We start from the raw sequence: 23,710 nt of genomic DNA, 5'->3' as shown, positions 1-23,710 counted from the left end.
TGAGCATCGAGCTCCCTTCCCGGCAGGCGATCAGACCGGGGCACGCGCTCGCTCTCAGTCGCTGCCAGATGGCCCACTCAAGGGGATGTCTCGCTGCGCTCGCAGGATCCGAAGCGCTACGTCTGCAGCCCGTTGCACGTGCTCACGGCACGCAATGAATGCCTCGTTGGGATCGCGTCGCTCGATCGCCTCGACGACCCGCCGGATCTCCTTGATCGTCCAAGGCAGGCGCCCTGGATCCGACAACGACATCGCGCGCAGTTGCATATTGCGGTTCATCAACTGCTCAAGCATGCGGGCGACGTAGGCATTGCGCGCGCCCTTCAGCAGCCCTCCGTAGAACCGTTGCTTGATCGCAAGCAGGGTCTCCCGCTCAGTGTCTGGCCCACAGCGCGCGAGTTCCTCGAAGACCTCTCGCAACGCACGGCGCTCCTCGTCGGTCGCACGCAACGCGAACCCTTCACCGGCCAACGCCTCCAGTACGCTGCGTAGCTCGTAAATCTGCGAGGCTTCCTCGACGGAGAGATGCGCGACGAACGGGCCGCGGTTGGGCTGCACCGTGACCAGCCCCTCCGCCTCAAGCAGTCGGACGGCCTCTCGCACTACGCTACGACTGGCCCCCGTCAACTCGCAGAGTACGCGATCGGACAGGTGCTCTCCGGGCAGGAAGCGCCCGCTCACGATCGCCGAGCGAAGCCCCTCCTCGACCTGCCGCCGCATGGGCGTGGGGACTACCCGCAGAGTATCATTCATCGACATTCAATCCGTCACAGTGCGCTACGATGCCTGGGTGGGGAGTACGGGTCCAGGCGTGCCATCCTCTTCGACGGGCCACGGGGTCAAATATCCTTCGTTTCCAATGGCTGACACGTAGCGATTGTCTACAGGCCGCCTCACATGACAACGAGGTGTCGGATCACCTCGCCTCGGTCGAGCCGGTCGAATGCCGCGTTGATATCGATCAACGGTCCCGTGCTCGATAAAAGCCGCGTCACCGGCAAGCGACCTTGACGCCATAGGTCGACGAAGCGGGGAATATCGCGGGAAGGCACGCAGCTGCCCATATACGAGCCCTTGATGACTCTCTCCTCGCCGACGAGAGCCAGCGGCGGGATCTGGAACCGTTGGGCGGCATTCGCCAGTCCCGCCGTCGCTGTGGTGCCGCCGCGGCGTGTGACATTCAGCGCGAGATCGAAGGCCTGAACCGAGCCCGCCATCTCCACCGCATGGTGGACCCCGCCCCCCGTTAGGTCCCGGACGGCCTCGACGACGTTGGGCGCATCAGCCAAGAACACATCCGTCGCGCCGATCTCGCGCGCTACGTCAAGCTTGGCCGGCGAAAGGTCGATCGCCACGATGCGATTGGCGCCGCACGCCACCGCTCCAAGCACGGCCGAGAGTCCGACACCACCGAGTCCGACGACGGCTACGCTCTCGCCGAGGCGCACTGCGCAAGTGTTCACGACGGCGCCCACGCCCGTCATGACCGCACAACCGAACAAGGCAGCCTCGACGAGGGGGATGTCTTGGCCTATCCGCACGACCGAGCGCCGTGAGACGACAGTATGCTCGCCGAAGGCCGAGACACCGCTGTGATGGTTGAGCTCGATGCCGTCGCAGTGAAATCTCCGCGCCCCAGACAGCAGCGTACCGCGCCCGTTTGCTGCGTGCCCCGGTTCGCACAGTGCCCCACGCCCTTCCGCGCAGGGACCGCAGACACCGCAAGTCGGCAGGAACGACATCACCACATGATCGCCAACCTTAAGATCGTCGACGCCCGCACCGAGGCCGGCCACGACGCCTGACGCCTCATGCCCGAGAGCCACCGGGACGGGCCGGGGGCGATCGCCGTTCATGGCCGAGAGGTCCGAATGGCACAGTCCGGCCGCTGCAACGCGCACCAGCACCTCTCCCGGCCCCGGATCGTCGAGTTCGATATCCTCAATCGTCAAGGGCAAGGTCTGCGCATAGGGCTTCGCGCATGGCGTGGCGCGCAGAACGGCGGACCGAGATCTCACTGAGCCTCTCCTCGAGCGTATTGTCATACAGTCATACAGCTGGTAGGTCAGTGTGAATAGCCGGAATCGGCGCTTCTCACGGGAGGGTCACCGATGGTGGCGGAACGCCGATACTTGACGCGTCGCACTGTGCTGGCCGGGGCGTCGAGCAGTTTGTGCATGCCGGCGCTGCTCACCGGGCCGGCCTCGGCGGCGGACCCGATCAAGGTAGGCGTCCTGAGCGACCTGTCCGGCTCACTGTCGGATTACAGTGGTCCGACTTGCATCATTGCGGCCCAGATGGCGGCCGAAGATTTTGGCGGCACAGTACTCGGCCGGCCGATTCAGATTATCTCAGCGGATCATCAAAATAAGGCGGATGTCGGCGCCGGCATCGCGCGGCAATGGTTTGATGTGGAGGGCGTTGGCGCAATCGCCGATCTGCCGAACTCATCCGTCGCTTTGGCTGTCCAGCACCTTGCTGCGGATCGTGGGAAGATCACGCTCTTATGCGGACCGGCGAGCGGGCAACTGATGAACGAAGGCTGCTCCAAGACAGGTTTCCTCTGGGTTCTCGATACCTACTCCAACACTGTTGGCCCCGCCCGCATCCTCATGGATCAGGGTAAGACGACGTGGTTCCTGATCGTTGCCGACTATGCCTACGGCCATCAGATGCGCGCAGATCTGACCCGGAGCGTCGAGCGTGCAGGGGGACGAGTCTTGGGGAGCGCGCAGCATCCGACCGCCTCCCCTGATTTCTCGTCCTTCCTTCTGCAGGCGCAGGGATCAGGAGCGCAGGTTATCGGGCTTCTGAATGCTGGAAGCGATACGATAAATTGCGTCAAACAGGCGAACGAGTTTGGAATCACGTCTCACCAGAAACTATTTCTCCCAGGGGCGGTGATCAGCGACATACACGCCCTGGGCCTCGAGCAAGCCAAAGGTCTGCTGCTCATGACCGGCTTCTATTGGGACCGCAACGACGAAAGTAGGCTTTGGGGCCAGCGCTTTTTTCAGCGGTCCAAACGCATGCCCGGCCAGATCCAGGCCGGCGTGTATTCTTCCGTGCTCCACTACCTGCGCGGCATCGCGAAAGCTGGCTCCGACGACGGCCGTGTCGTCGCAGAAACAATGCGCGCCGCGCGCGTCAACGACGTGTTCGTCAGCGATGGCGAGATCAGGCCGGACGGTCGGCTGATCCACGATTTCTACACCGTCGAAGTAAAATCCCCGAAGGAGTCGGCACGCCCCTGGGATTACTACAAGTTAACCGGACACATCGCCGGCAGCAACGCGATGCAGCCCCTATCCGAGACCCGCTGCCCGTACCTGAAGAGCTAGGATCTGCCTCATGCGCCTCGTCGACAAGGTCGCTCTGATTACCGGCGGCGCGAGCGGCATCGGCCGTGCGACCGCGTCGCTCTTCGCCGCGGAGGGAGCAGCTGTCGTCATCGCAGACCGCGATGGCGCGGCTGCCGAACAGGCAGCACGGGATATCGGAGATCGCGCCACCGCCGTTGAGATGGACGTGTCGCGTGCGGCCGAGGTAACGGCGGGGGTCGCAGAGGCCGTCGCACGCCACGGTCGGATCGATATTCTCGTCAACAACGCAGGATACGGGGCACGTGGTTCGGTCGTCGAAACCGAGGAGGAAGCCTGGGACGCATTGATGGCCACCAATCTCAAGGGCGTCTTTCTGTGCGCCAGGACGGTCATCCCGCTGATGGAAAAACAGGGCGGCGGCGTCATCGTCAACACCGGCTCGTATACCGCGAGCGCGGCCATTCGCGACCGCGCCGCCTACGTCGCTTCGAAGGGTGGCGTGGTCGCCCTTTCCAGGGCCATGGCGCTCGACCACATCGATCAGAACATCCGGGTGAATTGCATCGCCCCGGGGACGATCTTCTCGCCGTACTTCGACAAGATGCTAGCCGCTGCCCCAGATCCGGCGGCGATGCAGCGTGAGTTGGACGGGCGAGCACCGATCGGACGCATGGGACGGCCGGACGAGATCGCCAGGGCCATTCTCTTCCTCGCCTCCGACGATTCCGCGTTCGTCGTCGGCAGCGTGCTCACAGCCGATGGCGGAACGACCGCCTGGTAGGCTGTTTTGCAGATGGTCGCCGGGATTCGGCGCCAAATCAGCGGAGGTCGTTTGACACTGACTCAAACTCACCGCTCGACTTGGTGCCGAATGAGGGCTCAATCGCAAAAATATCGCACCGACGCCTGACGAAAACTTGGGCAAGCAAGGCCCGTCAGACAAATACAGCTGTCCCCCGCGCGTCCGCTGGAGACTGGTTTTGGCCAGACCTCGGGTTCCAGAAGCGAAGGTTCCGAGAGCGAGAGGGCGACGGTGATGCCGGCATCGGTGGGCATCAGCCTAGCTCTCGCCGCCACGCCGCCCCCCTCCACGACGGATCGAGGGCACTTATGATTTACGCCAAATATATACCGTCATCGTCAATACCATGATTTGCACCCTAGAGAATGCGCGCGATCCGTCAGCGCGCGGCAGGCATTAGGACTTGCCCCATGCTTTGTCAGCTGTAAGGCTATCCAAAATACAACCCGCGCGACGACGCGGAATCACATCGGGAGGCGTTGATGATAGCCCACATTTTAAGCACGCTTGCCTGTGCGCTCGCCCTCGTCGCGCCGGCGGCAGCGCAGAGCCCGATCGTCATCAAATTCAGCCACGTCGTGACGACAGACACGCCCAAGGGTCAGGGTGCGGAGCGTTTCAAGCAACTCGCCGAAGAGCGGACTAAGGGTGCGGTCAAGGTCGAGATCTACCCGAACAGCACGCTTTATAAAGACAAGGAAGAGGTCGAGATGCTTCAACTCGGCGCCGTGCAGATGCTGGCGCCGTCCACGAGCAAATTCGGGCCGCTCGGCGTCAAGGAATTTGAGGCCTTCGATCTCCCCTACATCTTTCCAAACGAGCAGGTGCTGCGGAAGGTACAGGATGGTCCCATCGGCCAGGGCCTGTTCAAGAAGCTGGAGTCCAAGGGCATCAAGGGCCTCGGCTACTGGGACAACGGTTTCAAGATCCTGACGTCCAACAGGCCGATGCACGGACCGGAAGATGTGAAAGGCCTGAAGTTTCGCATCCAGTCCTCGAAGGTGCTCGAGGCGCAGTTCAAGGCGGTCGGCGCGCTGCCGCAGGTGCTGGCGTTCTCAGAACTCTACCAGGCGCTCCAGACCGGCGTGGTCGACGGCCAGGAAAATCCGCCGTCCAACATCACCACGCAGAAGGTCAATGAGGTGCAGAAACACGCGACCCTGACCTATCACGGCTACGTCGGCTACGCGGTGATCGTGAACAAGAGCTTCTGGGACGGCTTGCCCGCCGACATCCGCACGACGCTCGAGGGCGCGATCAAGGATGCGACGGACTACGAGCACCAGATCGCCGACAAGCAGAACGAGAAGGCGCTCGCTGACATCCGCTCCACCGGTAAGACTGAGGTCTACACCCCGACCGAGGCCGAGAACGCCGCGTGGCGCAAGGCTTTGAACCCCGTCCAGAAGGAGATGGCCTCGCGCGTCGGCAAGGACCTGGTCGCGGCCCTGAACAAGGAAGCCGAGGGCGCGCCGAACAACTGATCCGATAATCCGCTATTGGGTCTCGAAACCATGATCCTCAAGATTCTCGATCGGCTCGAAGAATTACTGATCGGCACGCTGATGGCGGCAGCCACGGTCATCACCTTCGCCACGGTGGTGCATCGCTTCCTCTCGGGCATCCCAGCGTTGCAAGACTATACCGACCGGCTCGACTTCGGTTGGTCGCAGGAATTGTGCATCTACATGTTCATCTGGGTCGCCAAGTTCGGGGCGGCCTACGGCGTGCGCACCGGCATTCACGTCGGCGTGGACGTGCTGGTCAACCGCCTGCCACCACGCGCGCGTCGCACCATGGTTCTCGTCAGCCTTGGAGCAGGCGCGCTGTTTACCGGCATTGTCGGAACGCTTGGGACCAACTTCGTCTGGCGCATTGGCCACACCGAGCAAACCACGCCGGACATGGAGATCCCGGTCTGGATCGTCTACCTCGCGATCCCGCTCGGCTCCTACCTGATGTGCTTTCGCTTCCTGCAAGTAGCCTGGACCTTCTACAGGACGGGACACCTGCCAGCGCGCGATCACGCCCATGTCGACGGCGTCGAAACCGTCGAGGGCGTCGACCCGATCCAGTTGGCGCGCGAGGGAGGCCCGGCATGAGTGGACTGATCATCTTCGGGCTGCTCATCGCCCTGATGCTCACCGGCATGCCGATCTCGATCGCGCTCGGCCTGACGGTGCTGACATTCCTGTTCACCCTGACCCAGGTGCCAATCGAGAGCGTTGCGCTCAAACTGTTCACCGGGATCGAAAACTTCTCGATCATGGCGATCCCGTTCTTCATCCTGGCCGGCAATTTCCTGGCTCATGGTGGCGTCGCCAAGCGGATGATCAACTTCACCACGTCGCTCGTCGGCCACTGGCCGGGGGGACTGGGCCTCGCGGGCGTCGTGGCCTGCGCCCTCTTTGCCGCCGTCTCAGGGTCGAGTGTCGCCACGGTGGTCGCCATCGGATCGATCATCCTGCCGGCGATGGTGGCCGAGGGCTATCCGAAGCGCTTCGGCGCCGGCGTGATCACCACCTCGGGCGCGCTCGGCATCCTCGTGCCGCCCTCGATCATCCTTGTGCTCTACGGGGTGTCGACGAACTCTTCGATCGGCAACCTGTTCCTGGCCGGGGTGATGCCGGGCATCGTGCTCTCGGCGATGCTGGCTGCCGTCACCTTCATCATTGCCAAGAAGCGCGGCTATCCCCGGATGCCGAAAGCGTCCTGGATGGAGCGCCTGCGCGCCTTCCGGGAGAGTGCCTGGGGCCTGTTCCTCGTGGTGATGGTGATCGGTGGCATCTACGCCGGCATCTTCACGCCGACTGAGGCGGCGGCCACAGCCGCCGTGTACGCCTTCGTCATCTCGGTGTTCGTCTACCGGGACCTGAAACTCTCCGACGTGCCGCGCGTGTTGCTCGCCTCCGCCAACATGAGCGCGATGCTGCTGTACATCATCACCAACGCGGTGCTGTTCTCGTTTCTGATGACCTCGGAGAACATCCCACAGACGATGGCGGCGTGGCTCATCGCGATGAACTTCAGCCCGCTGGTCTTCCTGCTTGTCGTCAACATCATCCTGCTCATCGCCGGCAACGTGATGGAGCCGTCCTCGATCCTGCTGATCATGGCGCCGATCCTGTTCCCGATCGCGATCAAGCTTGGCATCGATCCGATTCACTTCGGGATCATCATGGCGGTGAACATGGAGGTCGGCCTGTGCCACCCACCGGTCGGGCTCAACCTCTACGTCGCGAGCGGTATCGCCCATATGGGCATCTCCGAACTCACCGTCGCCGTGATGCCGTGGCTGCTGACCATGTTGGCCTTCCTCGTCCTCGTGACCTACTGGCCGGGCCTGTCGCTGTGGCTGCCCAGGGCGCTGGGGGCGATATGAGGAGACGCCCATGAGCACCCCGACGCCGGAACCAGCCCCGCGCTGGCGCTCCTTGCTGTTCGTGCCCGCGCACGTGCCGCGCTTCATTGACGGCGCGCACAAGCGCGGTGCGGACGGGCTGGTCCTCGACTTGGAGGACGCCGTGCCGGCCGGCGAAAAAGCCGGTGCCCGCGACCGGCTGGCGGACGCGATCCGCGCGGTCTCCCGCGATGGCGCAGTGGCGATGGTCCGGGTCAATCACGGCCTGCGCGACCTCGTGCGCGACCTTGAGGCCGCGGTGGTGCCGGGGCTAACCGCGCTGGTCGTACCGAAGGTCGAGCATGCCGGTTACGTTGCGGAATTGGCTGACGCAGTTACTGGAATCGAGGCCGAGCGAGGTATGCTGCACGGTAGCGTACGCCTCGTCCTGCAGGTCGAGACGCCGGCGGCGTTCCCGCATCTCGACGCGATCGCCTCGCACCCCCGCATCGCGGCCATGACCCTCGGCCCCGAGGACTACGCCGCCGCGATGGGCGGCGTGCCTGACCCCGACACGTTGCTGGTGCCGAGCTTTGCCGTCCTGCGGGCGGCGCGGGCCGCAGGAATCTTACCTCTCGGCTTCATCGACAGCATCGGTGCCTACCGCGATTTGGACGCCTTTCGCGCGACGGTGGAGCGGGCCCGACGCTTCGGCTTCCGTGGTTCGCTCGCCGTGCACCCGGCGCAAGTGGCTATCCTCAACGAAGGATTCGGACCGACGGCGGTGGAAATCGATTGGGCGCGCCGCGTCGTGGCCGGCAACATCGCTGCGCAGGTGGAGGGACGCGGTGCGTTCGAACTCGACGGGCGCATGATCGACGCTCCTGTGGTGCGCCGTGCCGCCGACATCCTGGCGTCCGCGAGCACCTAATGGCCGATACGGTCCGTGAGCTTCCCTCCGAGATTGCCGGCTATGGGGCGGTCCGGCCCTATACGGGCGCTTTCGACAATCTCGGCACTCTGAGGCGTGCCGTCCGGACGGTGCACGCCGCTCGGCCCGGAGCCGACAAAGTCCTGCCCGATATCGACGCCGCGATCCGCGCCTGCAGCCTGCGCGACGGCGCGGTGATCTCGTTCCACCATCATCTGCGCAACGGCGACGGCGTGCTCAACCACGTCCTCGACGCAGTCGCGCGCGCGGGGCTGCGAGACATCACCGTGGCGGCCAGCGCGCTCTTTCCGGTCCACGCGCCGTTGATCGGCCATATCCGCAGCGGGGTCGTCACCGGCCTCGCCGCGAGCACAATCTACGGGCCCCTGGCGAAGGCAGTCTCGCACGGCATCCTGGCGCGTCCGGTGCTGATGTACACGCACGGGGGAAGGGCGCGCTGCATCGAATCCGGGGACCTCCGCATCGACGTGGCGTTCGTCGCCGCGCCCACCGCCGACGCCTACGGCAATCTCACAGGCGCGGTCGGCCGGGCAGCCTGCGGGCCGCTCGGCTACGCGGTGACGGACGCTCAAGGGGCCGAACGCGTCGTGGCGATCACCGACACCCTCGTGCCTTATCCCACGGTGCCGATCGAGATCGGCCAGGACTGGGTCGACTTCGTGGTGGCCGTGGACTCGATCGGCGACCCATCGCAGATCGTCTCAGGCACGACGCTGGCGACCACGAACCCGATCGCGCTCGGCATCGCAGAAACGGCCGCCCGAGTCATCGCGGCATCCGGCCTCTTGGAGGACGGCTTTTCGTTTCAGACGGGGGCAGGGGGGGCCTCACTGGCGGCAGCTGCATACCTCGGGCGGATCATGTCTGAGCGGGGTGTGCAGGGGAGTTTCGCGGCGGGCGGCATCACGGCGGGCATCGTCGAGATGTTCGACGCCGGCCTGTTCCGCGCGCTGATGGATGTGCAGGCTTTCGACCATGCGGCGGTGGACAGCTTTCGCCGCAGCGAGGCGCATCAGACCATGTCGGCCTCAATGTATGCTAACCCGCACAATCGCGGCTGCGTCGTGAACCGCATCGATGCCACGATCCTCGGTGCTGCCGAGATCGACCGCGCCTTCGACGTGAACGTGACCACCGGGACCGACGGCGTTATTCTGGGCGGATCCGGAGGGCACGCCGATACCGCGGCGGGCGCCAAGCTGACCGTAATCACGACCTCGCTCGCCGCCGGGCGCCACGCAAAGGTGGTTGAACGTGTCACCACGCGCACCACGCCGGGCGAGACGGTGGATGTCGTCGTAACGGACGGCGGAATCGCCGTGAACCCACGTCGCCCGGAGCTGGCCGAGCGGCTCCACGCGGCTGGCCTACCGCTCACCACCATCGACGCATTGGCCAACCGTGCGGCGGAACTGGCGCCAGTTCCGCCCCGAGACCGAAGCCACGACGGTCGGATCGTAGCCGTCGTCGAGTACCGAGACGGGACGGTCATCGACGTCGTGCGTGCCGTTCCTGAGACATGAGAGTGCTCAATAGCCCAGCCGGTCAGCGCTGCACGGGACTGAATTAACGCGCTCGATGCCGGTGCCGTTACTGGTTCGGCGTCGGTGAGCGCGTGACATCCAGGGACTGGAGGCAGGCTCACGCAGGACGTGCCCGGCCCCCATGCGATGCGTTGACGGCAACGTTTGGACATCGAAATCAAAAACGTCCAGGGAACGAATCATGCAGACGATCGATCACGGCAGCTACAGTGACATCCGCGATGCGGTGCGAAGCCTCTGTGCTGAGTTCCCCGCGGAATACCACCGGAAGATCGACGAAGCGCGTGGCTACCCTGAGACATTCGTCGACGCGCTGACCAAGGCCGGCTGGATGGCCGCTCTCATCCCGGAGGAATACGGCGGTTCAGGTCTCGGGCTCACCGAGGCTTCTGTGATCATGGAGGAGATCAACCGCTCGGGCGGCAACTCGGGTGCCTGCCATGGGCAGATGTACAACATGGGCACTCTGATCCGGCACGGGTCGGAGGAGCAGAGACGCAAGTACCTGCCTCGCATCGCCGAGGGCGAATTGCGGCTCCAGTCGATGGGTGTGACCGAACCGACCGCCGGTACCGATACGACCCGCATCAAGACTCTCGCAGTGCGCAAAGGCGACCGCTACGTGATCAACGGGCAAAAGGTCTGGATCTCACGGGTCCAGCATTCCGACCTGATGATTCTGCTCGCCCGCACCACACCCCTGGATCAGGTTGCCAAAAAGTCCGAAGGCATGTCGATCTTCATCGTCGACCTGCGCGAGGCTCAGAAAAAGGGCATGACCGTTCGGCCGATCCTCAACATGGTCAATCACGAGACCAACGAGTTGTTTTTCGACGACCTGGAGATCCCCGCCGAAAATTTGATCGGGGAAGAAGGCCAGGGTTTCAAGTACATCCTTACAGGGCTCAACGCCGAGCGCACCCTGATCGCGGCCGAATGCATCGGCGACGGGTACTGGTTCATCGACAAGGTCACGGCCTACACCAAGGAGCGCCACGTCTTCGGCCGCCCGATCGGACAAAATCAGGGTGTGCAGTTCCCGATCGCCGAGAGCTTCATTGAGATCGAGGCGGCCAACCTGATGCGCTACGAGGCCTGCCGATTGTACGATGCGCACCAGCCCTGCGGCGCCCAGGCCAACATGGCCAAGTACCTCGCGGCGAAAGCGTCTTGGGAGGCGGCCAACGCCTGCATCCAGTTTCACGGCGGCTTCGGCTTCGCTGCGGAGTACGATGTCGAGCGCAAGTTCCGGGAGACCCGTCTCTACCAAGTCGCGCCGATCTCCACGAACCTGATCCTCTCCTACGTCGCCGAGCATATCCTCGGCCTGCCTCGGTCATTCTGATGTCGGCGCAGCTTCCCCTCGAGGGTCTCGTCGTCGTCGCGATCGAGCAAGCGGTGGCGGCCCCGTTCTGCACCGCCCGTCTCGCGGATGCGGGGGCGCGAGTGATCAAGGTCGAACGGCCGGAGGGCGATTTCGCCCGGGGCTACGACGACGTCGTGGCCGGCGGGCAGAGCAGCTATTTCGTGTGGCTCAACCGCGGCAAGGAATCCCGGACTCTCGATCTTGCCACGGACGCGGGCAGACGCGCACTGCGTGATCTGATCGTCGGAGCGGACGTGCTCGTGCAGAACCTCAAGCCCGGCGCCCTCGATCGGATGGGGCTTGGGGTCGAGACCCTGTGCGTGGAGTATCCCCGTCTGATCGCCTGCTCGATCAGCGGCTACGGCGAGACGGGGCCGCTCGCGAGCCGCAAAGCCTACGACTTGCTGATTCAGGCCGAGTCCGGCCTGTCCTCGATCACGGGGGGGCCAGACGAGCCGGCGCGCGTCGGCATCTCGATCGTGGACATCGCCACGGGTGCCACCGCGCAAGCGGCGATCCTGGAAGCGCTGATTGCCCGTGGCATTACCGGCCGCGGCGCCGATATTCGGATCTCGATGTTCGACGTGATGGCCGATTGGCTGACCGTGCCACTGTTGCATCACGAAGGTGGACGGTCGCCAAAGCGGGTCGGCCTCGCGCACCCGTCCATCGCCCCCTACGGCGTATTCAAAACGCGGGACGGCAAACAGATTCTGATCTCGATCCAGAGCGACCGGGAATGGGTGAAATTCTGCGCCCTGCTTCTGTGCGACGACGCGGTGGCTAAGGACGAACGCTTCGCCACCAACGTCGCGCGCACGCGCAACCGCGGCGAGACCGACGCCCTGGTCGCGCGCGCCTTTGCGGGCCTCGACGAGGCCCAGGCGACAGCCCGGCTGACGGAGGCAGATACCGCTTTTGCCTCGGTCAACGACATGGCGGCGCTATCGAGCCACCCGCACCTGCGGCGGATCACCGTGAACACCCCGACCGGCCCCGTCGCCTTCCCGGCCCCGGCTGCCGTCGTGCGGGGCGAGGAGCGCACCTATGGCCCGGTCCCGGCGCTTGGCCGATCGGACCTCCTCGACCCATGAACGATAGGCCGACCTTACGATGACGGAAGATCTCATGACGGGCACCCCGGAGTCGGTGGACGTCGAATTTCTACGGTCGTGGATCGGTCGGTCGCGCGAGAAGGCGGACCGGATCACGCCGCGCATCTTCGATGAGTTCCACGCCACGTTCGGGCGACTTCTGGCAGCGGGGGAGGGGGATGTCGCTCCGCCGGCGCTCCATTGGTGTCTGGCGCCCGAAACGCCGCCGGCCGACGCCCTCGGGCCGGACGGACACGCAGCCAAGGGTGGGTTCCTGCCGCCGGTGCCACTTCCCCGAAGGATGTGGGCGGGTGGCACGGTCGAAACTCTCGACGCCCTGCGCCTGGATGACCTAGTGACGCGCCGTGAGACGGTGCGGGACGTCGTTTTTAAGGAGGGCCGCAGCGGTCGCCTCTGCTTCGTAACAGTAGATCATGTCGTGTCGACGGCGCGCGGCGTCGCCATCCGCGAACAGCAAGACATCGTCTACCGGGACAAGCCAGGCGCCTCATCGGTCGCGGCATCGACGCCGCAGCGAGACCTGCCGTCTGATTACGCAGAGACACGGTCGGTCGTGGCGACACCCACGCTGCTGTTCCGCTACTCAGCGATGACCTTCAACGGTCATCGCTTCCACTACGATCGCCCCTACGCCACCGAGGTGGAGGGCTACGCCGATTTGGTCGTGCATGGCCCCATCCAGGCGACACTGCTGATGAACCAGGCCGCCCGGCTGATCGGCCACGTTCCGCGCCACTTCATGCACCGGGGCGTGTCCGCGCTCACCGCCAACCAGACGTTTCGCATCTGTGGGCGTCTCGACGGCGACGGCCGTTTTGACGGTGTGACGCTGGATCAGACCGACGGGGTTTGCATGCGGGCAGACGGCCACGGAGGGGCGGCATGAAGCCCTCGAGGTTCTCGCCGGAGCGCTGAACGACGTCCCCCTCTGACGGAGACGCGTCATGACCCTGTCCAACACGACCGATCAGACCCGGCTGTTTCGGTCAGCTGGCTCTCTGGCTCGGACTGGAGATCTGCGGCGAGCCGTTCCTCACACCTTGCGGTCCGCCTACGTAAACACGGTGATCGCCTTTCACCAATGCCGTTCGGCTTGCAAACTCGCGTTGTCCTACCCGCAGGGTAAGCGGCGAGGCGGCCCCCGGATATCGAGCCCCCCGACTGGGAGACGCCTCACTCTGATGAGGAGGGGTTTCAGAGGAGCAAAAGTGGTGCGAGAGGAGCTATCTGCTGTGCACAGCAGGACCAATCAAAAGAATTTAGATTTATCGTAAAAGTCAATACTGCAACCAAGAGTTAGGCTCCGCCTAAAAATTTGTATCGGCATTATTAAAATAGATCTCATATGCCTCATATCAATATTAAACCTACGCATCGATTTATGTTGTAACCCCGCGCATTAATTTAACGACGCGCGATCGCAGATCATATTCTCGAACTGCGAGCCGTTTGCTGATTGAGGATTTAGCGGCAAAAATAAGCCCCGATCGCGGTGGCAACCCAGCGCCGACATCCCCAGCAAGCCGATTTCTGGCGCCGCGTCCAGCCGGTCGCTCAGGGGCGCCGGCTATGTGCCGGGAAGCGACGGTCACCGGTCAATCGTGTTCGAACGCGTTGTCGTGACATCATCGGCAGCTCAGTTGCAGACCTCCTTCGATTGCCGGTCCATCGGGAGCGACATTCGGCCAAATGCGTCGCTGAACCTGGACGGGGTGTCAGCCGTGCGACTGGACGAATTTGACTTTGCGGCGTCAGTTGTGCGGTCGAGATTGAAGCATAAAATCTAGAGGCGCCGGCATGCTACGACGTTTAGGGATTGTCGTTCGTCCTGCCCTCGCGGCTCTGTCAGGTCCGGGTGAACCCCACATGGTCCAACGCGCTTCTGCGGGGGGATCGCGATGATCGCCGCGACCGACCCGACCGGGGCCGCCGCCTGCCCTTGCTGCCTGCCGCGCCGCGGCTTCATCCGCGGCCTCGCGGGCTTTGGAGCTGTCGCCGCGGCCATCACGATGGACACCGCGCGCGCCGAGCCAGCGCCGCAGGGGCCCCGCTATACAGGTGTCGTGATCGACTGCCACGGACACTACACCACCGAGCCGCCGGCCATGTTGTCTTGGCGCAAGCGTCAGATCGATGCCATCAACGACCCCGCTCAATCGCCGAGCCCGTCCAGTCTACGAGTGAGCGACGACGAGATCCGCGAGAGCGTGAGCGGGCGCCAGCTGAAGCTTCAGAGCGAGCGGGGCATCTCACTCGCCCTGTTCTCACCGCGGGCGGGGGGCATGGGCCACCATATCGGCACCGCGCGCACCAGCCTCGACTGGTCGATCGTATCGAATGACATGATCCACCGTGTCGCGAGCCTGATGCCGAAGAATTTCGTCGGCGTCTGCCAGCTGCCACAGACACCCGGCGTCTCGCCAAAAAACTGCATAGCCGAGCTGGAGCGCTGTGTGAAGGATCTCGGCTTCGTCGGCTGCAACGTCAATCCAGACCCCTCGGGCGGCTACTGGACGGATCCACCTCTATCCGATCGATTCTGGTACCCACTCTGGGAGAAGATGGTGGAACTGGACGTGCCGGGCATGGTGCATGTCAGCGCCTCGGCCAATCCCAATTTCCACGCGACGGGCGCGCATTACATCAACGGGGACACCAGTGCGTTCATGCAGTTCGTCACTTCGGACCTCTTCAAGGATTTCCCGACGCTTCGCCTGATCATCCCCCACGGCGGTGGTGCTGTGCCCTACCATTGGGGCCGCTACAGAGGTCTCGCGCAGGACCTGAAGAGGCCGCCCCTGTCCGAGTTGATGCGCAACGTTTACTTCGACACCTGCGTCTATCATCAGCCGGGCATCGACCTGCTGCTCAAAGTCGTGCCGCATGAGAATGTGCTGTTCGCCTCGGAGATGGTGGGCGCGGTGAACGGCACTGATCCTGAAACCGGCCACGCCTACGATGACACCAAGCGCTATGTTGATGCGGCTGAAGTTTCCAACACCGACCGGGCGAAGATCTACGCTGGAAACACATTGAAGGTCTACCCGCGACTCGCAAGCAAACTTAAATCGGCCGATCTGATGCCATAAACGAATATCCAATTTGACGGCACAGATGGCCCGACAGAACGGATTCTGTGCGACCGCGCTTTTTCCCGCTGGTCCGCGACGGGAGTTGATAGAGGCCGATCGATTCAGCTCCTCGGCATGGCCGATGCAGACGGATTGTGGCCAGCCTCCCCGGCCGCGTTGAATGGGAATCCAGAATGGCGCTGCAAGAAGCATCCAAGTCACCGGTCCGAGGCGGCCGCATCGCGATCGCCGGCCTCGGCACGGTCGGGCGCGCCGTAGCGCGGGCGCTCGACGGGGGCGCTATACCGGGACTGAGCCTGACCGCCGTCGCGGTCCGCGACGCCGCGAAGGCTCGCACCGAACTCGCGGCGCTGGCCGAGCCGCCCGAGGTCGTCACCGCGTTCGACGCCCTAGAGCCGCGGGCAGATATTGTTCTGGAATGCGCACCATCCCAGCACCTCCCTGCGATCGTGCGGCCGTTCGTGACGGCGGGCAAGACGGCCGTCGTGCTGAGCTGCGGGGCGCTCCTTGACAACGAGGACCTCGTGGAGCTCGCCCGCGCCCACGGGGGGCAGATCGTCGTCCCGACCGGCGCGCTGCTCGGCCTCGACGCCGTGACGGCCGCCGCGGAGGGCACGATCCACACGGTGCGCATGATTACCCGCAAGCCCGTGCGCGGGCTCGTCGGCGCGCCCTATCTCGTTGAAAACGGCATCGAGATCTCTGGGATCACCGAGCCGATGCAGGTTTTTGCCGGTAGCCCGCGCGAGGCGGCCCGCGGGTTTCCGGCAAACCTCAACGTCGCGGTCGCGCTCTCGCTCGCCGGCATCGGACCGGATCGGACCAAGCTCGAGATCTGGGCCGACCCCATCCTCGACCGCAACACCCACCGCATCGAGGTCGAGGCCGACGCGGCGCGATTCTCGATGACGATCGAGAACGTGCCGACTGATGAGAACCCCCGCACGGGTCGCATCACCGCTCTGTCGGTCATCGCCTACCTGCGCAAGCTCGCCGCCCCGCTCAGGGTCGGGACCTAAAGGACCCATCCGGGCTGGCACGCCCTGTGCTGCCACGCTCACGCGCTTGGGCCCGAGGCCGCGCGCGGTTGTCTCTCAGATCCCGGAGTGGTCCGTGACAGCGGCGAGCGGTGAGATCCTGTCCGAGATCGAACGGGAAACGATGCGGCGCGTGACGATGCGGCTCATGCCGCTCCTGATGCTGGGCTTCCTCGTCGCCTTCATCGACCGCGTCAACGTCGGCTTCGCCGCCCTGCAGATGAACGCCGATGCCGGCCTGTCGTCCTCAGTCTTCGGCCTAGGCGCCGGTCTCTTCTTCGTGGCCTATTTCCTGTTCGAGGTGCCCTCCAACCTGATGCTCGAGCGGTTCGGCGCCCGCCTCTGGCTGGCCCGCATCATGATCACCTGGGGACTCATCTCCGCGGCCACCGCGCTCGTCATCGGCCCACTCTCGTTCTGCACGGTGCGCTTCCTGCTCGGCGCGGCGGAGGCCGGCTTCTATCCCGGCGTGATCTTCTACCTGACGCGCTGGTTCCCGAAGGCCTACCGCGCCCGCGTGATCGCCCTCTTCGCGGTGGCCGTGCCCCTGTCGAACTTCGTCGGCTCGCCGATCTCGGCGACCCTGCTCGGGCTCGACGGCTGGCTGGGTCTGCGCGGTTGGCAGCTGATGTCGATCCTCGAGGCCGCGCCGGCCGTGGTGCTGGGCTTGCTCGTCCTTCGATTCCTCCCGGATGGCCCGGACCGAGCGCCCTGGCTCGACGCGGCGCAGCGCGGCTGGCTCACCGGACGTTTGGAAGCCGAGCGCGCGGAGCAGCCGCTGGTCCGGCCTTCCGTTTGGCGGGTGATCCTCGATCGGCGCGTGCTCGCAGCGGGCCTGATCTTCGCCGGCAGCGTCGGCGCGAGCGCGTGCCTGTCGATCTGGCAGCCGCAGATCTTCAAGTCCTACGGCCTCACGACGATGGAGATCGGCCTGCTCAACTCGGTACCATTCGGAGTCGCAGCCGGGCTGATGGTGCTCTGGGCCCGACGCTCGGACCGTACGGGGGAGCGGGCCTGGCACGTCGCCGGGCCGCAGGCGCTCACCGCGCTCTGCCTCGCGGCGGCGCTGGCCGCGCAGGGGTTCGGACCGACGGTCGCGATCCTGTTCCTCGCGATCCTGGGGACCTACGCCGTCAAGGGCCCGTTCTGGGCAATGGTCACGGAATGGCTGCCGCCGGGCGCGTCCGCAGCCGGGATCGCGCAGATCAACGCCATCGGCAATCTCGGTGCCTTCGTCGGGACGTACCTGATGGGCGTGATCAAGGACGCGAGCGGCAGCTACGCGCTGGGCCTGCTGCCGCTCGCCCTGGTCACGGCCATGGGCGCCGCGCTCGCGTTGGGCCTGGGCCGCACGCGCGCGCCGCTGAGCCCCGTCCTACCGGGCGAGCGGGCATAGAATGCAACGCACGCCCCGCGCCGAAACCGCGAGGCAGTATGAGGTGCAAGTCCAAGCTTCGAGCACCACCCGCTCTGCGCCCTGTGGCCAACAGTCCGCCATCGCTGTCCGAGATCACTTCCCCAACCGACCGAGCGGCGATGCCACGAAGAGACGCATCCCGGCGCCACCGTTTCTGGCGTCTCCGGGGCCGCGCTCAGACGGGAAAGGGCGCGACAGGCGGGGAGGCGTACGGCGGGTCGACGATGCCATCGTTGTAGAGCGCAGCACTCCATGCTCCAAAATCCAGCGTATCCTGTCGGTTCGCGAGATCGCGGGCGTCGCGCCCGAGGAGAAATGCCATGTGCCGAGCTCCGCTGCTGTCGATCGCCTGTTGTATGGCTGCGCTGAGCACGCCCACGGCGGCGGCCGACATCCGCGTGCTCGCGACGGGCGTCTACGCGTCGAGCCTGCGCGACCTCGTCGCGCCGTTCGAGCGACAGACCGGAGACCACCTCACCCTGACGATCACCAATGCGGGCGGCGTCCTCGCCAAGCTTGCCGCGCACGAAGACGCCGACGTGGTCATGACCGCCTCGGCCGGCATCGACACGCTCGTCGCGCGCGGGGACGTTCGCGTGGAGACCAAGGTCGATGTCGCACGCATGCGGCTCAGCGCCGCCGTTAAATCCGGGGCCGCGCTCCCCGACCTGATGGACGAGGCAGGTTTCCGCGCCGCGCTCCTCGCGGCGCGCGCCGTGGCCTACATCGATCCCAAGGGCGGCGGCTCGGCGGGGGCGTTCTTCGACGGGATGCTGACCCGGCTTGGCCTCACTGAGGCCGTGCAGGCCAAAGCGGTGCTCTGCGCCACCGGCGCCGAAGTAGCCTCGGCCGTCGCCTCGGGCAGGGCAGCGATCGGACTGACGCAGGCCAGCGAGCTCATCGACGCACCGGGTGTGGCGTTCGCGGGGTTCCTGCCCGAGGCCGTCAACACGTGGACGCCCTACGCCGCCGCCGTCACGACGAAGACGCAGGACCCGCGCGCGGCACGCGCCTTCATCGCCTTCGTGACCGGACCGACCGGCAACGCCCGGCTGAAGCAGGCGGGTTGGGACGTCCCGCCGCGCTGAGGGGCGCACCCGTATCAGCGGGACATCAGAGGGGTTCGGTCTCGATCAACCGGCGAGGAAGTCAAGCAGGCGCGCGTTGAACGCCTCCGCGCTATCCAAAGACGAGATATGTGCCGCTCCAGGAATGATCGCGAACCGCGCACCGGCCACGCCGTCGCTGACCTCGCGCGCGACGGCGGGCGGGAACAGCTTGTCCTCGTCGCCCGCGATCACCAGGGTGGGATGCCCGATACCCTGGAGGCGGCCCGTGACGTCGAACGCGCGCATGCCGAGGGCGACGTTCGCGAGTGAGGACCCGCTGTGTCGCTCGGCCAAGCGGCACCAGGTCGCGTAAGTCGCGCGTCCGGCCGAGCTCTGCCGGTACTCCCCGTTGAGCATAACGGGCCACGTCGCCTGGAAGCGCTTGAGCGGCCCATCCGGTTGATGGAACACCTCGACCCAGCCGGCGACGAGATCCGCGGTCGCCGGGTCGTTGAACGCAGCCCGCGAGTTCGCGATGACGAGCCCGTCAATCCGCTGCGGCTGCTCGAGCGCGAGCGTCAGCGCGATCATGCCCCCGAGCGACAACCCGCAGACCGAGACGCGCTCGAGCGCGAGATGGTCGAGCAACCCGATGACGTCCCAGGTCAGATCGTCCACGGTCGTGACGTCGGTTGCCGGATCCGACAGGCCGTGCCCGCGGAGATCGGGCACGATCACGCTGTAGCCGGCGAACACCAAAGCGGCGACCTGGTTCATCCAGGACCAGCCGGCGTTCGTGAACCCGTGGATCAGCATCACCGGGTCGCCCCGGCCGAGCAGTTCGTAGTGCAGCCGGCGTCCGTCGCGTTCGAAGTGCGGCATCGTTTCAGACCTGACCTGTCATGCCGGAGAGTTCCGCCGTGACCGCTTCCAGCGATTTACCGCGGGTCTCGTAGCCGAGGAGGTAGCCCCCGACACCCCCGATCAGCAGCAGCATGCCCAGGGCGGTGAAGAAGGCGTAATTGGGGGCGCCGTTACCCAGCATCCATCCGAGCGCCGGCGCCGCGACGATCCCGCCGATCCGCTGCCAGGCCGCGGCCCAGCCCGTCCCGACGGCGCGGTACCGCGTCGGGTAGACCTCGCTCGTGTAGGCGAAGAGTGGACCGCCCGCACCGCCCGAAGCGAAGAACGCCGTCAGCGCACCGAGCCCGAGGATCGACCAGGACTCGGTGGCCTGCCCCCAAGCGAACATGAGGAGCCCCCCGACGCAGAGGAACACCGGGACGGTCGTGCGCCGCCCCCAGCGATCCAGCAGCAGGCCGCCGGCGATGTTGCCCAGCGCGCCCGTCCCCGCAATCAGACCGGTGAAGGCGAAGCTCTTCACAACCGGAAAACCCATGCGTGCGAAAATCGACGGCAGCCAGATCGCCACAGCGAAGAACACCGCCCCGCCGGTGAGTTGCATCAGCCAGATGCTCGCAGTCGGTCGGAAGTAGCCGCCGCGCAGGATCGCGCTCAGGTGCGCCGGCTCGGCCGGCGGTCGATGGACGGTCGGCGGCAGCGTCCGTGGGTCGACGGTGCTGAGGCCGTCAACGATGCGGTCGGCTTCATCGAGGCGACCGCGAGCGATGAGGAAGCGAACGGACTCGGGCAGAAGCGCCCAGAGCACGATCAGTACGAGGCCGGGAACGGCTCCCGCGATGAACATACCCCGCCACGTGAACGCCGGGATGACGAGGAGGGCGACCATCGCCGCGACGAAGCTTGAGCCCTGCCAAAACGCAACGGTCGAGGCAAGCATGAGCCCGCGTCGGCGGGCCGGGATGAATTCGGAGAGGTACGTGAACACGAGCGGCACCTCCGCGCCCAGTCCGATGCCCTGAAGGATCCGCAGCACCAGGAGCGAGTCATGGCTCCAGGCGAACGCGACGGCGCAGCTGAGGACGCAGTAGGCAGCGATCGAGCCGACCATCGTCCATTTGCGCCCGAACCGATCGGCGAGGAAGCCGACACAGGTCGAGCCGATCAGCATGCCGATGAAGACGCTGGAGGCCAGGACGCCGGCCTCGGCCGGGCTCAGCGTGAAGGCCGCGACGATGCCGGGCAGCGCGAAGCCCATCATGTTGATGTCGAAGCCGTCGAACAAATGGCCGAGCGCGGCGGTCACGTACATGCGCCAGTGCTTCGCCGTGAAATCCGACCGGTCGAGGCTCTCAAGCAACTGGCCCGCTTGTACTTGCGTCATCATCAGCTCGACGGTGATCGAATAATCGGATGCTCGAGTGGGTATCTTCGTGAGAACGGTGTCGTTCGCAGTTGCGCGCCTCAGCCCTGATCTCATCAGCCTGAGTTCAAGAGATCCTCAGCACCACCGGGCGCGTCTAGCGCACGCGGTTCTACGGGTTGCGCGGCGAGGGGCTCATTGGGCCCCTCGGTCGAGCCGCTGGCCTGGGCCGCTTCCACCAGCACTGCCTCTCACCAGCCTTGGTTTGGTCGGATGTTGTAGCCCGGCGGCTGCGTTCGCTCGATCGCCGCAGCCGTTCGCACCACGTCGGCCTCGCCCAGAGTGCGGCCGACGATTTGGAGACCGACCGGCATGCCGTCCGGGGCAAGGCCCGCGCAGACGGAGGCCGCAGGCTGACCAGTGAGGTTGAAGGGATAAGTGTAGAACGCCCAGGAGACGAGGCTGCGGTCGCCGAGCTCCTCGGGGATGTTCCGGCCGGCCTCCAGGGACGAGATCGGCAGGGTCGGCGAGAGCAGGACGTCATGGTCCGCAAAGAAGCGGACCATGCGGTCGCGCAGCGCGTAGCGCGCGAAAACCGTCTCGTAGTACCCACGCATCTCCTGGGCGAGCGCGGCGTCGAGCACGTCGGCGACCGCCGGATCGAGCAGGTCGCGGCGGGTCTCGAGGATGCCGCGCAGCCTGGTCCCGATGCCGGCGTAGAATTCCGCGGTCCAGAGATCTGCCGGGTCGGTCTCGAAGACGGTGTCGATCTCCTCGACCACCGCGCCCTGGTCGGCGAGCGCCAGGGCGGCCGTGCGGGCGATCGCGGCAACCTCCGGATCGGGACGGGCGTAGCCGAGGGTCGCGCTCCAGGCGACGCGCAGGCCGGCCACTGAAGCTTGCGCAGCGCCGAGAAGATCGGGCACCGGGCCAGCCACCGCGAAGGGATCGCGCGGGTCGTGGCCGGATATCGCAGTCGTTAGCAGGGCCGCATCGACCACGTTGCGTGCGAGGGAGCCTACATGGGCCAGCGTCGGCGTCGCCGATGTTGGCCAGACCGGCACGCGCCCGAACTGGGCCTTGAGTCCTACGAGCCCGGTGAGCGAGGCCGGGATGCGCAAGGATCCGCCGCCGTCCGTCCCCACGGCAAACGGCGTGATCCCGGCCGCCACCGAGGCGGCCGCGCCGGCGCTCGATCCGCCCGGCGTCTTTTCGAGATTCCAGGGATGTCGGGTGATTCCGGTGAGCGGCGAGTCGCCCACCGGCTTGGCCCCAAATTCACTTGTCGTGGTCTTGCCGATGATGATCGCGCCGGCAGCCCGCAGCCGCTCGACGGAGGGGGCATCAGCGGCCGCAATATTGCCCGCCATGGCGCGCGAGCCCGAAGCATAGGGCACGCCTGCTACCGCGATCAGATCCTTCACCGAGACCGGTAGACCATGGAGGAGCCCGAGGACTCCGCCGCGCATCACCGCCTCCTCGGACCGCCGGGCGGCGGCGCGGGCCTCGTCCCCCATCAGGTGGCAGAATGCATTTAGCGTCGCTTGGCTGGACTCTGCCAGCGAGAGGGCTCGCGCAGTCAGCTCAACCGGGGAGACCGCGCGCGTCGCGACGAGCCGGCGCAACTCGAGCGCGGTCATGAAGTCGAATTCGGCCGTCATCGATCCACCCTCCCGTCTTGGGCGGCGCCCAAGAGGCGCCGCGATCGAGTCAGTCGTTGACGATGGCGAAGGCGCGTACCGGCGAGCCGGACCCGCCCTTGAACTTCAGGGGCACGCCGAAGAACTGGACCTCGCCCTTGCCCAGGAGTTCCTCCAGGTTCACCAGCCACTCCCAGTGGCTCATGCCGAGGTCTCGGCACAGACGGTGCTGGGCGAAAATGTTGTCGCTCGGCTTGTCGGTGGAGGGACCCTCGACGCCTTGCATCTTCGAGCCACGCGCGTGCAGCCACTTGGTTGCCTCCGCGGTGAGCAGCGGATTCTTCCAGACCGAGTCGGGCCCCGGGTAGTTGCGAGCGTGGAAGCCGGTGCAGAGCAGGACGATGTGACCATCGATCTTCACGCCGCTCTTGGCCTCAGCCGCCTCCATATCGGCGACCGTGATGTCGCCGAGGTCGGGGATGTGGCGCAGGTCGAAGCACACCGCCTTACCCATGAACATCTCAAGCGGCATCTCGTCGACCGGTTGGCCGTTCGGGTTCACGTGGAGGAACGCATCGACGTGCGTGCCGACATGGTCGAGCATCGCGATGAAGTTCGTCTGGAACGTCATTGCGTCGCCGGGGACGCCGAGTCCAAGGGCAGCGGAGCTCTCGTGGCTGAGATGGGTGGTGAGCACCGGCCTTTGAAAGAGCTTGTGGGCCGGCATGTTGTCCTCGATCAGGAGGCTCAGGTCGACGACGCGCTGGGGCATGACGGTTCCTTATCGGGCATGAGAGACCGTCCGCAGC

The 23,710-nt window shown here is 65.5% G+C and carries 21 protein-coding genes; 14 read left to right on the top strand and 7 right to left on the bottom strand.

Annotation, left to right across the window (positions count from 1 at the left end; genetic code table 11):
- Positions 1-54: 54 nt before the first annotated feature.
- Entirely contained in the window at positions 55-753 is a 699-nt protein-coding gene (locus MKK67_RS03785) for a GntR family transcriptional regulator (RefSeq protein ID WP_243962295.1), read from the bottom strand.
- Between the two features lie 140 nt (positions 754-893).
- Positions 894-2,018: a zinc-dependent alcohol dehydrogenase family protein gene (locus MKK67_RS03780; RefSeq protein ID WP_243962294.1), complete on the bottom strand. Its 1,125-nt coding sequence runs from the start codon at positions 2,016-2,018 to the stop codon at positions 894-896.
- Between the two features lie 159 nt (positions 2,019-2,177).
- Here MKK67_RS03780 and MKK67_RS03775 point away from each other — a divergent pair, with 159 nt between their 5' ends.
- The 13 genes from MKK67_RS03775 to MKK67_RS03715 all read left to right on the top strand — a co-directional run bounded on the left by MKK67_RS03775 (position 2,178) and on the right by MKK67_RS03715 (position 17,967).
- Positions 2,178-3,341: an ABC transporter substrate-binding protein gene (locus tag MKK67_RS03775; RefSeq protein ID WP_243962293.1), complete on the top strand. Its 1,164-nt coding sequence runs from the start codon at positions 2,178-2,180 to the stop codon at positions 3,339-3,341.
- A gap of 10 nt (positions 3,342-3,351) precedes the next feature.
- A complete protein-coding gene (locus tag MKK67_RS03770) occupies positions 3,352-4,104 on the top strand; it encodes an SDR family oxidoreductase (protein ID WP_243962292.1) in 753 nt (250 codons plus the stop codon).
- Between the two features lie 503 nt (positions 4,105-4,607).
- Positions 4,608-5,609, top strand: coding sequence for a TRAP transporter substrate-binding protein (locus tag MKK67_RS03765; protein ID WP_243962291.1), 1,002 nt, complete (start codon positions 4,608-4,610; stop codon positions 5,607-5,609).
- A 30-nt stretch (positions 5,610-5,639) separates the two neighbouring features.
- On the top strand, positions 5,640-6,227 hold the full coding sequence (locus MKK67_RS03760; RefSeq protein WP_147852822.1) for a TRAP transporter small permease: 588 nt from the start codon (positions 5,640-5,642) through the stop codon (positions 6,225-6,227).
- Positions 6,224-7,507 (top strand): TRAP transporter large permease, encoded by a 1,284-nt coding sequence (locus MKK67_RS03755; RefSeq protein WP_147852806.1) that lies wholly within the window; start codon positions 6,224-6,226, stop codon positions 7,505-7,507. Before MKK67_RS03760 ends, MKK67_RS03755 begins: the two co-directional genes overlap by 4 nt.
- A gap of 10 nt (positions 7,508-7,517) precedes the next feature.
- Positions 7,518-8,396, top strand: a complete 879-nt coding sequence (locus MKK67_RS03750) for an HpcH/HpaI aldolase/citrate lyase family protein (protein WP_243962290.1) — start codon at positions 7,518-7,520, stop codon at positions 8,394-8,396.
- On the top strand, positions 8,396-9,940 hold the full coding sequence (gene citF, locus MKK67_RS03745) for a citrate lyase subunit alpha (protein ID WP_243962289.1): 1,545 nt from the start codon (positions 8,396-8,398) through the stop codon (positions 9,938-9,940). The genes MKK67_RS03750 and citF overlap by 1 nt, the downstream gene beginning before the upstream one ends.
- A 202-nt stretch (positions 9,941-10,142) precedes the next feature.
- Positions 10,143-11,306: an acyl-CoA dehydrogenase family protein gene (locus MKK67_RS03740; RefSeq protein ID WP_243962288.1), complete on the top strand. Its 1,164-nt coding sequence runs from the start codon at positions 10,143-10,145 to the stop codon at positions 11,304-11,306.
- Complete coding sequence (locus MKK67_RS03735) at positions 11,306-12,421, top strand: CaiB/BaiF CoA transferase family protein (protein ID WP_243962287.1); 1,116 nt, start codon at positions 11,306-11,308, stop codon at positions 12,419-12,421. Before MKK67_RS03740 ends, MKK67_RS03735 begins: the two co-directional genes overlap by 1 nt.
- Positions 12,422-12,440: 19 nt before the next feature.
- Complete coding sequence (locus MKK67_RS03730) at positions 12,441-13,328, top strand: MaoC family dehydratase N-terminal domain-containing protein (RefSeq protein WP_243962286.1); 888 nt, start codon at positions 12,441-12,443, stop codon at positions 13,326-13,328.
- Between the two features lie 1,123 nt (positions 13,329-14,451).
- Positions 14,452-15,531: an amidohydrolase family protein gene (locus MKK67_RS03725; RefSeq protein WP_243962320.1), complete on the top strand. Its 1,080-nt coding sequence runs from the start codon at positions 14,452-14,454 to the stop codon at positions 15,529-15,531.
- Between the two features lie 176 nt (positions 15,532-15,707).
- On the top strand, positions 15,708-16,553 hold the full coding sequence (locus MKK67_RS03720) for an aspartate dehydrogenase (RefSeq protein WP_243962285.1): 846 nt from the start codon (positions 15,708-15,710) through the stop codon (positions 16,551-16,553).
- A 142-nt stretch (positions 16,554-16,695) separates the two neighbouring features.
- The gene (locus MKK67_RS03715; protein WP_279601423.1) at positions 16,696-17,967 is read left to right on the top strand and encodes an MFS transporter; all 1,272 of its coding nucleotides are present in this window, start codon (positions 16,696-16,698) and stop codon (positions 17,965-17,967) included.
- A 196-nt stretch (positions 17,968-18,163) separates the two neighbouring features.
- Here the strand turns inward: MKK67_RS03715 and MKK67_RS03710 are convergent, their stop codons facing one another.
- On the bottom strand, positions 18,164-18,310 hold the full coding sequence (locus MKK67_RS03710) for a hypothetical protein (RefSeq protein ID WP_243962283.1): 147 nt from the start codon (positions 18,308-18,310) through the stop codon (positions 18,164-18,166).
- A 34-nt stretch (positions 18,311-18,344) separates the two neighbouring features.
- Between MKK67_RS03710 and MKK67_RS03705 the strand changes: the two genes are divergently transcribed.
- The gene (locus MKK67_RS03705) at positions 18,345-19,076 is read left to right on the top strand and encodes a molybdate ABC transporter substrate-binding protein (protein ID WP_243962282.1); all 732 of its coding nucleotides are present in this window, start codon (positions 18,345-18,347) and stop codon (positions 19,074-19,076) included.
- Between the two features lie 45 nt (positions 19,077-19,121).
- On the opposite strand, the gene MKK67_RS03700 is transcribed toward MKK67_RS03705, so the two are convergent.
- The 4 genes from MKK67_RS03700 to MKK67_RS03685 all read right to left on the bottom strand — a co-directional run bounded on the left by MKK67_RS03700 (position 19,122) and on the right by MKK67_RS03685 (position 23,673).
- Positions 19,122-19,919: an alpha/beta fold hydrolase gene (locus MKK67_RS03700; RefSeq protein ID WP_243962281.1), complete on the bottom strand. Its 798-nt coding sequence runs from the start codon at positions 19,917-19,919 to the stop codon at positions 19,122-19,124.
- A 4-nt stretch (positions 19,920-19,923) separates the two neighbouring features.
- Positions 19,924-21,285 carry an MFS transporter gene (locus MKK67_RS03695; RefSeq protein WP_243962280.1) on the bottom strand — a complete coding sequence of 454 codons (1,362 nt, stop codon included), beginning with the start codon at positions 21,283-21,285 and terminating at the stop codon, positions 19,924-19,926.
- A gap of 227 nt (positions 21,286-21,512) precedes the next feature.
- Entirely contained in the window at positions 21,513-22,922 is a 1,410-nt protein-coding gene (locus MKK67_RS03690) for an amidase family protein (protein WP_243962279.1), read from the bottom strand.
- A 49-nt stretch (positions 22,923-22,971) separates the two neighbouring features.
- Positions 22,972-23,673: a cyclase family protein gene (locus MKK67_RS03685; protein WP_147897451.1), complete on the bottom strand. Its 702-nt coding sequence runs from the start codon at positions 23,671-23,673 to the stop codon at positions 22,972-22,974.
- Positions 23,674-23,710: the final 37 nt, after the last annotated feature.

It is taken from the genome of Methylobacterium sp. J-072 (genome assembly GCF_022829425.1).
GTDB lineage: Bacteria > Pseudomonadota > Alphaproteobacteria > Rhizobiales > Beijerinckiaceae > Methylobacterium.
This window is presented reverse-complemented; position numbering and strand designations above follow the sequence as displayed.